Genomic DNA, 13143 nt, shown 5'->3' on the forward strand with positions numbered 1-13143 from the left:
CCCGGCGCTCGGCGTGCGCTTCACGCTGCGCGGCTGGCAGCCGGCCGAGGATGCCAAGCGCGTTGCGCGCTGGTTCGATGAGCCGCGCGTGCGCGACGGCTGGCCGGGCGTGCCGCCCGGCGCGGACGGTGTGCAAGGGGCCGCGCCCGATGCCGATCCGCACGTGATGCCGCTCGTCGGCTGCTTCGACGACGAACCGTTCGCGTATTTCGAAGCGTACTGGCTGAAGGAAGACGCGCTCGCGCCGCACGTCGCGGCGCGCGACTACGACCGCGGGCTGCGGATGCTGGTCGGCGAGTCGCGCTGGCGCGGCCCGCATTGCGTGGCGGGCTGGCTGCCGTCCGTCGTTCATTACCTGTTTCTCGACGACCCGCGTACCGAAGCGGTCGGCTGTGCCGTTCCGGCCGGCCACGCGCGGGTTGCCGATCATCTCGCGCGGCATGGCTTCGCGCGGCAGCGCCGTCTCGCGCTGGCCGACGCGCAGCCGCTGTGGATGCGCACGCTGCGCGAGACGTTCTTCTCCGGCCGCCACGTCTGACGCGCCGGATTCACCGACAAGGGAACTGAGACATGCAGAGAGAAACCGTATTCGACCTGATCGGCGTCGGCTTCGGGCCGTCGAATCTGGCGCTGGCCATCCGCCTCGAAGAACGGCGCGCGACGCGCCCGTTCGCCCATTGCTTCGTCGAGCGCCAGCCTGAATTCGGCTGGCATCGCGGGATGCTGCTCGACGACTGCCGGATGCAGATCTCGTTTTTGAAGGATCTCGTCACGATGCGCGATCCGAAAAGCCGCTACACGTTCATCAACTACCTGTTCGAACGCGGCCGGCTGAACGAATTCGTCAACCTGAAGAACTTCTATCCGACCCGCGTCGAATTCCACGACTACCTGAGCTGGGTCGCCGAGGCGTTCGACGAGCACGTCCATTACAGCGAGACCGTGCTGGCGATCGAGCCCGTGCGTGGCGACGGCGCGCGGATCGACGCGCTGCGCGTGCTGTCGCGCGACGCCGCCGGTCACGAGCGCCAGCGCGTCACGCGCGCGCTGTCGGTCGGCGTCGGCGGCACGCCGGCGATTCCGGACGCGTTCGCCGCGCTCGGCCGCGATCGCGTGATCCACTCGTCGTCGTACCTGACCGACATCGACCGGCTCGTCGCGTCGCCGGACGGCGAGCGCCGCCGCGTCGCGGTGATCGGCGCGGGGCAGAGCGCGGCCGAAGTGTTCATCGATCTCGCGCGCCGCTTCCCGCATGTCGACGCGAGCCTCGTGATGCGTGCAGGCGCACTGAAGCCGGCCGACGACAGCCCGTTCGTCAACGAGATCTTCAGCCCCGAATTCACCGATGTCGTCTATGCGCAGCCGCACGACGCGCGCCGCGCGCTGCTCGAGCGCTATCGCGACACGAACTACGCGGTGGTCGACCGGCCGCTGATCGAACAGATCTACGAAATGCTGTACCTGCAGCGCATCGACGGCACGCCGCGTCATGCGCTGCTCGCGAACAGCGCAATCGAGGCCGCGGTGCGCACCGCCGACGGCCGCATCGAGCTGACGCTGCGCGACCGGATGAGCGGCGCCACGCGCGTCGAGCGCTTCGACGCGCTCGTGCTGGCGACCGGCTACCGCCGCGATACGCATTCGGCGCTGCTCGAAGGGCTCGCGCCGCACCTGGGCGATGCGCTTGCACGCGGCGACGTCGCGCGCGACTACCTGCTCGCGACGCCCGAGCACTTCGTGCCGCGCATCTACCTGCAAGGCTGCTGCGAAGACAGCCACGGCCTGTCCGACACGCTGCTGTCGGTACTGGCGCGCCGCGCGGACGAAATCTGCGCGTCGCTCGAAGACGGGATCGCGCCCGCCCATGACGAAGGCGCGGCCCGGGCATCACAGGAAAAACGACAGGAAAACGGGGCGAGCGCGAGCCGGATGGCTTTCGCTCTTTGACAAAGGCGCGGTCGGAGACCGCATGAAAAAAGTGGAGCAGAGAAAGATGGAGTGGGCAACAGGCACGCGTTTGCGTGCGATCGCAGCCGCGGCGAGCGTGGCGTTCGGCGCGGCGGCAGGGCAGGTATATGCGCAGACGGCGCCGGCCGTGAACGCGGGCGCCGCGGCGCCGGCCAGCAGTGCGCAGAACGGTGCGTCGGCCAGTGCGTCGACCGGCACGCTGCCGACGATCAACGTCAACGCGGCCTCGGAAGGGGACGGCACGGTCGGGCTCGTCGCGAAGCGCAGCCGGACCGGCACGAAGACCAATACGTCGATCAACGAGATCCCGCAGACGATCAACGTCGTCACCGCGGAGCAGATCGAGATGACCGGCGCGACCGACGTGAATGCGGCACTGCGCTACGTGCCGGGTTTCTCGTCGTATGGCTCGGACAACCGTTCCGACTGGTACGCGGCGCTGCGCGGCTTCACGCCGACCGCGTACGTGAACGGGCTGCAGGTGCCGAACACGATCAACCTCGCGAGCTGGCGCGTCGATCCGTACATGATCGACAGCATCACCGTGCTGCGCGGGCCGACCTCGGTGCTGTACGGCGCGGGCGACCCGGGCGCGATCGTCGACGTGCAGACCAAGCTCGCCGACGGCGAGCGCGTGCGCGAAGCCGGTGTGCAGATCGGCAACTATGCGCGCAAGCAGTTCATGATCGACGTCGGCGACAAGCTCGACCCGGACGGCAAGTATGCATACCGGTTCGTCGGCGTCGCGCGCGACGGCAACGCGCTGACCGGCCCGAACAACGACCAGCGCGTCGCGCTCGCGCCGTCGTTCCGCTGGCGCCCGAACGCGGATACGTCGCTGACGCTGTCGGCCACCTATCTGCAGGACTGGGGCGACATCTCGTCGAACTTCCTGCCGGCGCAGGGTACGGTGCTGCCGAACCCGAACGGGCAGATCAACAAGGACGTCTACGAAGGCGACCCGAACTTCAACTACTACCGCAAGAAGCAGTGGTCGGTCGGCTATCAGTTCGAGCGGAACCTGACGCCGGCGTGGACGTTCCGCCAGAACACGCGCCTGATGCACCTGTCGCTCGACAACGGGTCGGTGTTCGGCAACGGCTTCGTCGACGGCAGCACGACCGATGTGTCGCGCTGGGCCGGTGTGTTCCAGATGAACTACAGCCGCTTCGACATCGACAACAACGTCGAGGGGCGCTTTGCCACGGGCCCGCTCCAGCACACGCTGCTGCTCGGATTCCAGTACAACCGCCAGACCGCGACCGACAGCGAATGGCTCGCTGCCGCGCCGCCGCTGAACATTTACAACCCCGTCTATACGCCCGTGACCACGGCCGTGTTCTCCGATCCGAACACCACGTATCGCACGAACACGTACACGACGATGAACACGTTCGGCCTGTACGCGCAGGACCAGATCAAGTGGAACCGCTGGACGCTGACGCTCGGCGGCCGCGAGGACTGGGTCAACATGCGGCAGGACGATCGCGCGGCCGGCACGTCGACGAAGGCCGATGTGACGGCGTTCACCGGCCGCGTCGGCCTCACGTACCAGGGCGATTACGGGCTGTCGCCGTACATCAGCTACGCGACGTCGTTCAACCCGTTGATCGGCGTGAACCTGCTCGGCGGCGGGCTGCCGCAGCCGACGCGCGGCAAGCAGATCGAAGCCGGCCTGCGCTGGCAGCCGCCCGGCAAGAACCTGATGCTGAACGCGGCGATCTACCAGATCAACCAGACCAACGGGATCACGCCGGCGCTGCCGAGCCAGGACGAGACCGGCACGAAGTCGGTGCAGACCGGCGAAGTGCGTTCGCGCGGCATCGAGCTGAGCGCGACCGGCAAGCTCACGCCGAACCTGTCGCTGATCGCGTCGTATGTCTACCAGGATGTGAAGGTCATCAAGGCGAACGACAACACGCTGAACAACTGGCCGGTCGACATTCCGCGTCCGCGCCAGATGGCGTCGCTGTGGACCGACTGGACCTGGCATACGGGGCCGCTCGCGGGCTTCGGCCTCGGCGGCGGCGTTCGCTACCAGAGCGCGTCGGCCGGTGCGGCCGACAACTCGCTGACGGTATCGAGCGTCACGCTGTTCGACGCGGGCGTGCATTACGACACGCGGAACTGGCGCTTCGCGGTGAACGGGACGAACCTGTTCAACCGCCACTACATCAGCGGTTGCCAGTCGGCGAACGTCTGCGTGTTCGGCACCGACCGCACCGTGATCGCGACCGCGAAATACAACTGGTGACGACGCGCGCCGCGGCCCGCCGGCCGGCCTTCGTGGCCGGCGCGGGCCGGCCGCGGCGCCTTCGTCCGCTTTTCCACGACGCATCCATGCCGAAGAAAAATCTCGTCTACATCCAGTCGCTGCGCAACGGCGCGGCCGATCGTGCCGGGCAACCGGTCGCTTATCAGGGCGGCACGCGCTACATGAAGGCGCCGCTCGAATTCCTCGTCGAACGCCTGAACGACTCGCCGCTCGGCGAGCGCTACACGCTCAGGGGCGTGATCGTCGACGATGACGACGGTTCGCCGGCCGACCGCGCGAAAGTCGCCGACTACGGCTTTGCCCGCACGCCGGGCCGCCCGTGGATCCTGCCGGAAGGGTTGGCGGTGCAGGGCCGGCCGGTCGACGAACTGTTCTGCACGATTGCGTCGACGTACCGGCGGCTGCCGCGCGGCGCGCGCGAGCGCGTGGCTGGCAAGCAGGCGTTCGAGCGCCGCCTGCTCGAGCGCCTGCTCGAACTCGAAGCCGACGTCGTCGTGCTCGACGGGCTGCTCGTGATCCTCGACGAACTCGTGCGGCCCGGCGCGCGCTTTCACCGGCGCATCGCCAACATCCACCCGGGCATCACGGCCGACGGTTCGCCATACCAGCGGCGCGGCGCGTGGGCGACGCTCGATGCGCTGCACGGCGCGCGCGGCGAGCGGGTCGACTGGGCGAGCGGCGCGACGTCGCCGGTCGAGCCCGTGCTGATGACGGGCGCGTCGTTCCACTATGTCGACAACGGCATCGATTCCGGCGAGGTGATCTGCGACGTGCTCGACACGTCGATCGCGCCGGACGACACGATTCTCGAACTGCGCTGGAACAACTTCCAGCGCAGCCTGTTTCCGGCGCTCGAGCGGGGGCTGCACGTCCTCGCCGACCGCCACGACGCGGGAGCACTGTGATGGAAGACACGCTGACGAAACCGGCCGGCGCCGCGGACGCCGTCGAAGGGGAAGTGGCCGCGGCGCTCGACGGCGCCGCACACGGGCAGGCGATGGCAATCGCCGAGCACACGCTCGACGCGTGGCGGCCCGACGATTCGCCGGAGGAACTGCTTGCGGCGTTCGTCGCGCTCTTCAACACCGACACGCGCTACGACGCGGCGACGATCGCGGTGCCGCTCGGCGGCGCCGATGCGGCGGCCGTTGCGTCGTACGTCGCGCGCGCGGTGCGCGAGGGCGTGATCGACGGCGCGCAGGTCGCCGGCGATACGCTGCGCCTCACCGTGTCGCGCGCGACGTTCTGGCAGAACCCGCGGCCGTGGCTGAAGGCGCCTGCTTCGGGCGGGATGCCGCTGCGCCATGCGATCACGAACGGTCATCGGCACCCGGTGCGGCCGCCGTCGCCGGCCGGCGAGATCTATGCACGCACCATGCCGCAGGTCGGGATGACGTTCAGCCTGCGCACCGTCGACGTCGACGCGCACGCGGACCTGTTCAGCGGCTGGATGAACCTCGATCGCGTCGCGCATTTCTGGGACCAGCGCGGTACGCGCGACGAGCACGCGGCGTATCTCGCCGAGCGGCTCGCCGATCCGCACATGCACCCGATGATCGGCTATTTCGACGACACGCCGTTCGGCTATTTCGAGTTCTACTGGGCGAAGGAGGACCGTCTCGCGCCGTTCTACGACGCGCACGACTACGACCGCGGGCTGCACCTGCTGATCGGCGATTCGCGCTTCCAGAGTGCCGGCAAGCTGCATGCATGGTGGAGCGGGGTGCTGCACTACATGTTCGTCGACGAGCCGCGCACGCAGCGGCTCGTCGGCGAGCCGCGCGTCGATCACGTGCGGCACATCGCGTACATGCACCGGCTCGGGTTCTACACGCTGAAGGAATTCGACTTCCCGCACAAGCGCGCGGCGCTCACCGTGATCGAGCGCGATACATTCTTCGACACTTTCCGGTTGCCGTGACGGCGCGGGTGCGCGGTGCGGCGCGACGTTGCGCGCGGCGCCGTGGCCCGCCGGCATCGGCCGTCCGGGATATGGACCGCGCGGCCTGCGTCGTGAAGAATGGATCGCTCTCCTCATCGACGACAGGCCCGCGACATGGCAAAAACATCCGCGACAACATGGGGCGCGACATCCGGTTTGCGCGTCCCAAGATTGACATATGCCAGCATATGTCTAGAATGGGCGCATCGTACTCCCATGGAGTGGCTCATGCGCACCGTTTCCATTTTCAAGAACGCCCGTAACCAGGCAATCCGCATCCCGAAGGACATGGAGTTCGAGGGCGTGACGGAACTCGAGATCCGCCGCGAGGGCGACACGTTGCTGCTGCGGCCGGTGCGGCCCACGTGGCTCTCGTTCGTGAGCGAACCGCTGGCGGACGCCGACTTCCTCGCCGAACGCCCGGCCGTCATCGAGTCCGGCCGCTTCGACCTGTCCGGTGGTGGCGCCGCGCCGACGGAGTCCGGCCGGTGACCACGCTCTACATGCTCGATACGAACATCTGTTCGTTCATCATGCGCGAGCGGCCGCCGGTGGTGCTGTCTCGATTGCAATCATGCGTCAATGCGCAACACCGGATCGTCGTCTCGGCGATGACCTATGCCGAAATGCGGTTCGGCGCGGTCGGCAGGAAGGCGTCGCCGAAGCATGCGGAACTCGTGACGGCCTTTGTTGCGCGGCTGGATGGCGTGCTGTCGTGGGATACGGCGGCCGTCGATGCAACCGCCGCGATTCGTGCCGATCTTGCCGCGCGTGGCACGCCGATCGGCGCGAACGACGCGTCGATCGCCGGCCATGCAATCGCGGCCGGCGCCGTGCTCGTCACGCACAACAGCCGCGAGTTCGGCCGTGTCGCCGGGTTGTCGCTCGAAGACTGGGCGGCCTGAACGCGGCTGGGTATCCGCGCGATTGCGCTGCTGTGCCGCAGCGGCGCATCACGCGTGCGGGGCGGGCCGATCGACGAGAAAGGCGGTGCGGAACGCGTCGAGATACCGGTCGGCGTCGTCGCTGAATTCACCAGGCAACAGCGCGAACGCGCGTGCCAGCAGATCCTGGCCGAGCGCGGCATATGTCGCTTCGTCGGACAACAGCGCGCGGATCGCGTCGCGCGTTTGCGGCAAAGCAATCCGTTGCGCATCGCGCGCGAGCAGCGCGGCAGCGGCGAGGCCCGGCTGGAATGCGTGCCGTTCGAGCAGATCCGGCGCGGCATCCCAGATGCGTTCGCGATTGCCGGCGTCGTGAAAATTCCGCAGCAGGAACAGCAGGTCGTAAGCGTCGCTGTTCTGGCGCGCACGCCGGTCCTTCCACGCGAGCAGTTTCAGCAGCGCCAGCGCCGGCAGGCTGGCCACCGGCACCACGGTGTGCGTGTCGATCGACACCGGCTGTGCGGTGTCCACCGCTTCCTGAAACCCGAGCACGTTCAGCACGAATTCCCCGCCGGGCGGCCACGCGATCTCGCCCGGCGGCGTTTCGAGCGGCCCGAACGGCACGAGATCCAGCTCCGTGCGAAAACCGTGTGCGCCGCTGTCGAACAGCAGTTTCTGCTGCTGTTTCGGCGCGCGTGCGAATTGCCCGGTTGCGACGAGTGCGTCGATGAGCTGCTCGTGAAATGGCCAGCTCACCGCACACACTGCAACGTCGACATCGCGCGTCGCGCGCACCGGCCGGATGCCGTGCACGTGCCACATCAGGATGTCGCGCGCGGTCGCACCGGCGACGACGAATGCCGCGTCGACACGTGCACAGGCTGAGCTGACGGCCTGCAGCAGCGCGACCGCCGCAGGCTCCATTGGCCGGCGTGCGTCGACTTCAAGCGGGCGGGTGGGCGAGGTATCGGTCATGGATGCGATCGGCGATGGCGAGATTGCGACTGTCGCCGGACGAGACGAGATCCGCGTAGATCAACAGCGGCGGCACGACCGGTACTTCCTGCTCGCGCCAGTCGAGTGCCGCAGACGGCGGCCAGAACGCTTCGACGAGTTCGACATCGCCGCGCTCGTCCGGACGCAGGCGGCCCTGGAGCAGCAGCCGGTTCGACGCGGTGCCGTGCGTGTAGACGGTGATCGCGGCCGGCTTCAGGTCGTGCGTCAGCAGGTCGGCCGCCGGCTCGCCGCCGAGCCGCGCATCGAACGCCGCGAAATCGAAGCCGCGCCACCAGTCGGGCGCGAGGCTGGCAAACCGGCGGCTCGGCAGTTTCGCGCGCAAGCGGCTCGGGTAGAGCGCGACCCATTCCTGCACGAAGCGCGGCCAGTCGGGCATCAGGCGCTCGCCGTTGCGGCGCTGCCCGACGAGGCCGCGCGCGATCAGGTCGTCCATCGCGAGATTGACCGTGCCGAGCGCGACGTCCGACGCGGCGGCGATCGCCCGGTACGGTTGCGCGACGAGGCCCGGCTGTGTCGCGAGCGCGAACATCACGGCCAGCCCCTTCGGCGTCGTCGCGCGCGAGGCCTGTCGGCGCGATGCGCGTGCGGGCTTCGGCCGGCCCGCGATCATCACGGTCGCCTCCGGCTGAATCAGGCATGCGTTGCCGGCGGTATCGAGAAACGGGATGCCCTGGTCGGTCAGGCCGGCGGCCAGTTCGGCCGAAAGATGCGGCGCGACCAGCATCAGCGGCCGTGCGCCGGGCTCCGCGGCACCGCCGCGGCGGCGGCGCAATGCCGCGAGCGCGCCCGCCAGCGATTCGACGCGCAGGCCGACGGCGACCGGCATCTCGAATGCCTGCCCGGCAACGTCGAAGCGGATCATGGCGTCGGCGTGCGCCCGGTAGGCCGCCGGCACGCGCACCGGCCGCGCACGAAAGCGCCGGGTCACGCTTTCGAACGCGGCGCAGGCTTCGTCGAGCACGTGCTGTTCCGGCAGTGAGAGGGAAGGGTTCGCGGGCATCGAAGTTAATCGCATGTTCACTTTTTTGTCAGCGTACACAAAAAATGTACAGCCGTCAAAAAATGAACATAAATTCGCAAGCTTTTGATGTGTATGGGCTATTTCAGAATTCATAGCGATAGTCATCGAGCACTCACGCGCAAGAAATGGAGGGGTGTCGCACAGTTTCGCGCGTCCGAATCCAGGGCGGCAGTCGTCCGGATGGCCGGCCAGCGCTTGCCGCTCACCGCATTCCCATATGGCAACTGCCGGTTGCTACCATGACGACTTTTCGGCTGCCCGGTTGCCGTCGAACCGACTATCCTTGCCTGCATATTCCCCACAGGACAGGAGACGAACCGTGACGCACAGCGTGATTCCCGCAGGCCTCGCCGACGAAATGATCGAGATCCGGCACCGCATCCACGCCCACCCCGAGCTCGGCTTCGAGGAATTCGCGACGAGCGATCTCGTCGCGGAGCAACTGCAGTCGTGGGGCTACACGGTGCATCGCGGGCTCGGCGGCACGGGCGTCGTCGCGCAGCTGAAGGTCGGCAATGGCACGCAGCGCCTCGGCCTGCGCGCCGACATGGACGCGCTGCCGATCCACGAGGCGACGGGCCTGCCGTACGAGAGCAGGATCGCCGGCAAGATGCACGCGTGCGGCCACGACGGCCATACCGCGATGCTGCTCGCGGCCGCGAAGCATCTTGCACGCGAGCGCCGCTTCTCCGGCACGCTGAACCTGATTTTCCAGCCGGCCGAGGAAGGGCTCGGCGGCGCGAAGAAGATGCTCGACGAAGGGCTGTTCGAGCAGTTCCCGTGCGACGCGATCTTCGCGATGCACAACATGCCGGGTTTCCCGACGGGCAAGTTCGGCTTCCTGCCGGGGCCGTTCATGGCGTCGTCGGATACCGTGATCGTCGACGTGCAGGGCCGTGGCGGTCACGGCGCGGTACCGCACAAGGCGGTCGATTCGGTGGTCGTCTGCGCGCAGATCGTCATTGCGTTGCAGACGATCGTGTCGCGCAACGTGTCGCCGCTCGACATGGCGATCGTCACGGTCGGCGCGATCCACGCGGGCGAGGCGCCGAACGTGATTCCCGATCGCGCGCAGATGCGCCTGTCCGTGCGTGCGCTGAAGCCCGAGGTACGCGACCTGCTCGAGACGCGCATCAAGGAAGTCGTGCATGCGCAGGCGGCCGTGTTCGGCGCGACCGCGACGATCGACTACCAGCGCCGCTACCCGGTGCTCGTCAACGATGCGGAAATGACCGCGTTCGCGCGCAACGTCGCACGCGAGTGGGTGGGCGACGCGAACCTGATCGACGGGATGGTGCCGCTCACCGGCAGCGAGGATTTCGCGTTCCTGCTCGAGAAGCGGCCGGGCTGCTACCTGATCATCGGCAACGGCGACGGGGAGGGCGGCTGTATGGTGCACAACCCCGGCTACGACTTCAACGACGCGGCGCTGCCGACCGGCGCGTCGTACTGGGTGAAGCTGGCGGAGGCGTTCCTGGCGTGACCAGGGAAGCGACGCATGCGGCGCGAGGCTGGACATCGGCAACGTTGCCGCAGCGGCTGAGCGCCTGAAATACCAAACTTTGGTATGTGACGGCCGCATTGAAAAGGAGGTGACTCATGTCGCGAAACACATCCGTTTCCCTGGGCGGTCGTGCATGGGTCGCTCAAGCAGGCAGACCTTTACCACCGCGATCTGATCGGAACAATGGAAGCGCTGGCGCGCGGTGAAAAGGTCGGTCGGACTTGCATTGTTCGCGATGGATATTTCCGGTACGCAGTGGGCTCCCACGCCGTGTTCTATCGCGAAACGGAATACACGATCGATGTGATTCGGGTCCTGCATCAACGAACGGACATCGAACAACATCTGTAGTCGCACAAAGCAGGCGTGTGATCGTTGCGATGAGGCCCGCAATCCCGGTATGACTCGTGCGATCCCGACCCGAGCGCAGCATCGATCAGTCTAGAGCGCTTCCCCGCTGAATAACGCCGCCGCCATCTCCGGATTCGACGGCCAGTACATGTGCATATACGTCGCGACGATCGGGCCCGTCCGATAAACGGCTTCACCGCTGCCGGGCGCCCCATCGGGCCGGGCAGCCGTCGCCACCGGCGCCAGCGGCGTATCGAGCCGCGAGTAATGAAACGTATGACCGCGCATCGGCCCCATGCGCGTGTCGAGCTGCTGCATGCCGAGCGCCGCGAACCGGCGCTGCATCGTCGCCTGACCCGGCAACAGCCCGAGCATCGGCGTCGCCACGCCGTCCACATCGGTCAACGATTCGCACAGATACACCATCCCCCCGCATTCCGCGACGATCGGCCGGCCAGCCGCGGCGTGTGCGCGAATCGACCGCGCGGTCGTGGCATTCGCCGCGAGCGTTGCCGCATGCAGTTCCGGATAGCCGCCCGGCAGGAACAGCGCGTCGCAATCGTCCGGCACGGGTTCGTCGGCGAGCGGCGAGAAGAATCGTACTTGCGCACCGAGCACATCGAGCAACACGAGATTCGCCGGATAGATGAACGAAAACGCCACATCGCGCGCCACCGCGATCCGCTTGCCGGCGAGCGCACGCGGCAGCGGCACTGCTGCGTCCGGTTCGGCGAATACGACAACCGGCGGCAATTCGGCAAGCGCCGTTTGCGCGAGCGCGTCGGCGGCGCGGTCGAGCCGCGCGTCGAGATCGTCGATGTCGGCCGGCTGGTGCAGGCCGAGATGCCGCTCCGGCAGCGCGATGCCCGCATCGGCCGGCACGTGCCCGAGCCAGCGCAGGTCGTCCGGCAGCGCCTGTTGCAGCAGTTCCGCGTGCCGGGCCGAGCCGACACGATTCGCCAGCACGCCGTGAAACGGCAGCCTCGGCCGAAACCGCGCGAGCCCGAACGCGATCGCCCCGAACGTCTGCGCCATCGCCTTCGCGGAAATCACCGCGACGACCGGCACGTCGAACGCAGCCGCGAGATCGGCGCTGCTCGGTGTGCCGTCGAACAGCCCCATCACGCCTTCGATCAGGATCAGGTCCGCATCGCGCGCGGCGTCGGCAAGCAGCGCGCGACAACCGGCCTCGCCGACCATCCCGAGGTCGAGCGCATGCACGGGCGCGCCGCTCGCGCGTTCGAGCAGCATCGGATCGAGAAAATCGGGCCCGGTCTTGAACACGCGCACGCGCCGGCCGAGCCGGCGGTGCAGCCGCGCGAGGCCGGCCGTCACCGACGTCTTGCCCTGGCCGGACGCAGGTGCGCTGACGAACAGCGCGGGGCAGGCCGGCATGCTCAGAACTCCACGCCGCGCTGCGCCTTCACGCCTTGCTCCTTGTACGGATGCTTGACGAGCCGCATTTCGGTGACGAGGTCGGCCGCATCGATCAGCGCATCGGGCGCATGCCGCCCGGTCACGACGACGTGCACCGATTCGGGACGCGCGGCCAGCGTCGCGAGCACTTCGTCGAGCGGCAGGTATTCGTATTTCAGCACCGTGTTCAGCTCGTCGAGGATCACCATCCGGTAGTCGCCGCTCTCGATCATCCGGCGCGCCTCGTCCCAGCCTTTGCGCGCGGTTGCGATGTCGGCGTCGCGGTTCTGCGTGTTCCACGTATAGCCGTCGCCCATCGTGACGAAGTCGCATTCGGCCACCGCGCCGAGGAAGTCGCGCTCGGACGTATGCAGCGCGCCCTTGATGAACTGCACGACGCCGAGCCGCATGCCGTGGCCGAGCACGCGCACGGCCATGCCGAACGCGGCTGTGCTCTTGCCCTTGCCGTTGCCGGTGTTGACGATCAGCAGGCCCTTTTCATTGGTGGCGGCGGCCTGCTTCTTCTCGTGGCCGGCACGGCGGCGTTCGGTCATCCGTTGATGGGATTCGGCGTCGGTTTTCATCGGATACGTCCTTCCTGTCGAAAGAAAGCGAAACAAAGGGTTCAGAGCGGGCCGGCGAGTGCGACCGTCACACCGTCCCGGATGAGTTTGGGGCCCAGCAGCCGGCCGTGCGGCGCCGCGAGCTGCGCGCACGGCTCGGCCACGCCCGCTACGCCGAAGCGGGCGAGCGCGGCATCCGACG

The 13143-nt window shown here is 67.8% G+C and carries 14 protein-coding genes; 9 read left to right on the top strand and 5 right to left on the bottom strand.

The window, feature by feature from the left end:
• From G3N64_RS35310 to G3N64_RS35340, 7 genes are all read left to right on the top strand, one after another.
• Positions 1-538: GNAT family N-acetyltransferase (locus tag G3N64_RS35310; RefSeq protein WP_205788284.1), on the top strand; the 538-nt coding region annotated here is incomplete at its 5' end.
• Positions 539-570: 32 nt separating this feature from the next.
• The gene (locus G3N64_RS35315; protein WP_205788285.1) at positions 571-1947 is read left to right on the top strand and encodes a lysine N(6)-hydroxylase/L-ornithine N(5)-oxygenase family protein; all 1377 of its coding nucleotides are present in this window, start codon (positions 571-573) and stop codon (positions 1945-1947) included.
• Between the two features lie 22 nt (positions 1948-1969).
• Complete coding sequence (locus G3N64_RS35320; protein ID WP_205788286.1) at positions 1970-4222, top strand: TonB-dependent siderophore receptor; 2253 nt, start codon at positions 1970-1972, stop codon at positions 4220-4222.
• 86 nt (positions 4223-4308) lie between these two features.
• Positions 4309-5148, top strand: coding sequence for a formyltransferase family protein (locus G3N64_RS35325; RefSeq protein ID WP_205788287.1), 840 nt, complete (start codon positions 4309-4311; stop codon positions 5146-5148).
• Entirely contained in the window at positions 5148-6164 is a 1017-nt protein-coding gene (locus G3N64_RS35330; protein ID WP_205788288.1) for a GNAT family N-acetyltransferase, read from the top strand. Before G3N64_RS35325 ends, G3N64_RS35330 begins: the two co-directional genes overlap by 1 nt.
• 249 nt (positions 6165-6413) lie before the next feature.
• Positions 6414-6677, top strand: coding sequence for a type II toxin-antitoxin system VapB family antitoxin (vapB, locus tag G3N64_RS35335; protein ID WP_205788289.1), 264 nt, complete (start codon positions 6414-6416; stop codon positions 6675-6677).
• Positions 6674-7090, top strand: coding sequence for a PIN domain-containing protein (locus G3N64_RS35340; RefSeq protein WP_205788290.1), 417 nt, complete (start codon positions 6674-6676; stop codon positions 7088-7090). Before vapB ends, G3N64_RS35340 begins: the two co-directional genes overlap by 4 nt.
• Before the next feature lie 48 nt (positions 7091-7138).
• Here the strand turns inward: G3N64_RS35340 and G3N64_RS35345 are convergent, their stop codons facing one another.
• Positions 7139-8044 (bottom strand): nucleotidyl transferase AbiEii/AbiGii toxin family protein, encoded by a 906-nt coding sequence (locus tag G3N64_RS35345; RefSeq protein WP_205788291.1) that lies wholly within the window; start codon positions 8042-8044, stop codon positions 7139-7141.
• On the bottom strand, positions 8013-9086 hold the full coding sequence (locus G3N64_RS35350; RefSeq protein ID WP_205788292.1) for a type IV toxin-antitoxin system AbiEi family antitoxin: 1074 nt from the start codon (positions 9084-9086) through the stop codon (positions 8013-8015). Before G3N64_RS35350 ends, G3N64_RS35345 begins: the two co-directional genes overlap by 32 nt.
• Before the next feature lie 340 nt (positions 9087-9426).
• On the opposite strand from G3N64_RS35350, the gene G3N64_RS35355 reads away from it, so the two are divergent.
• Both G3N64_RS35355 and G3N64_RS35360 read left to right on the top strand, forming a co-directional pair.
• The gene (locus G3N64_RS35355; RefSeq protein ID WP_205788293.1) at positions 9427-10590 is read left to right on the top strand and encodes a M20 aminoacylase family protein; all 1164 of its coding nucleotides are present in this window, start codon (positions 9427-9429) and stop codon (positions 10588-10590) included.
• Positions 10591-10740: 150 nt separating this feature from the next.
• Entirely contained in the window at positions 10741-10962 is a 222-nt protein-coding gene (locus G3N64_RS35360) for a type II toxin-antitoxin system RelE/ParE family toxin (protein WP_205788294.1), read from the top strand.
• 90 nt (positions 10963-11052) lie between these two features.
• On the opposite strand, the gene G3N64_RS35365 is transcribed toward G3N64_RS35360, so the two are convergent.
• From G3N64_RS35365 to G3N64_RS35375, 3 genes are all read right to left on the bottom strand, one after another.
• Positions 11053-12357 (bottom strand): cobyrinate a,c-diamide synthase, encoded by a 1305-nt coding sequence (locus tag G3N64_RS35365; protein ID WP_205788295.1) that lies wholly within the window; start codon positions 12355-12357, stop codon positions 11053-11055.
• Positions 12358-12359: 2 nt separating this feature from the next.
• A complete protein-coding gene (cobO, locus tag G3N64_RS35370; RefSeq protein ID WP_205788296.1) occupies positions 12360-12962 on the bottom strand; it encodes a cob(I)yrinic acid a,c-diamide adenosyltransferase in 603 nt (200 codons plus the stop codon).
• Between the two features lie 41 nt (positions 12963-13003).
• The coding region (locus G3N64_RS35375; protein ID WP_205788297.1) for a cobalamin biosynthesis protein at positions 13004-13143 on the bottom strand (140 nt) is incomplete at its 5' end.

This window comes from Burkholderia sp. Ac-20344 (assembly GCF_017104975.1).
Taxonomy (GTDB): Bacteria; Pseudomonadota; Gammaproteobacteria; order Burkholderiales; family Burkholderiaceae; genus Burkholderia.

Coding starts and splice junctions, on each gene's coding strand:
- G3N64_RS35350 (WP_205788292.1), bottom strand. CDS start 9,086: ATGCCCGCGAACCCTTCCCTCTCACTGCCGGAACAGCACGTGCTCGAC.
- G3N64_RS35320 (WP_205788286.1), top strand. CDS start 1,970: ATGAAAAAAGTGGAGCAGAGAAAGATGGAGTGGGCAACAGGCACGCGT.
- G3N64_RS35315 (WP_205788285.1), top strand. CDS start 571: ATGCAGAGAGAAACCGTATTCGACCTGATCGGCGTCGGCTTCGGGCCG.
- G3N64_RS35365 (WP_205788295.1), bottom strand. CDS start 12,357: ATGCCGGCCTGCCCCGCGCTGTTCGTCAGCGCACCTGCGTCCGGCCAG.
- cobO (WP_205788296.1), bottom strand. CDS start 12,962: ATGAAAACCGACGCCGAATCCCATCAACGGATGACCGAACGCCGCCGT.
- G3N64_RS35345 (WP_205788291.1), bottom strand. CDS start 8,044: ATGACCGATACCTCGCCCACCCGCCCGCTTGAAGTCGACGCACGCCGG.
- G3N64_RS35325 (WP_205788287.1), top strand. CDS start 4,309: ATGCCGAAGAAAAATCTCGTCTACATCCAGTCGCTGCGCAACGGCGCG.
- vapB (WP_205788289.1), top strand. CDS start 6,414: ATGCGCACCGTTTCCATTTTCAAGAACGCCCGTAACCAGGCAATCCGC.
- G3N64_RS35330 (WP_205788288.1), top strand. CDS start 5,148: ATGGAAGACACGCTGACGAAACCGGCCGGCGCCGCGGACGCCGTCGAA.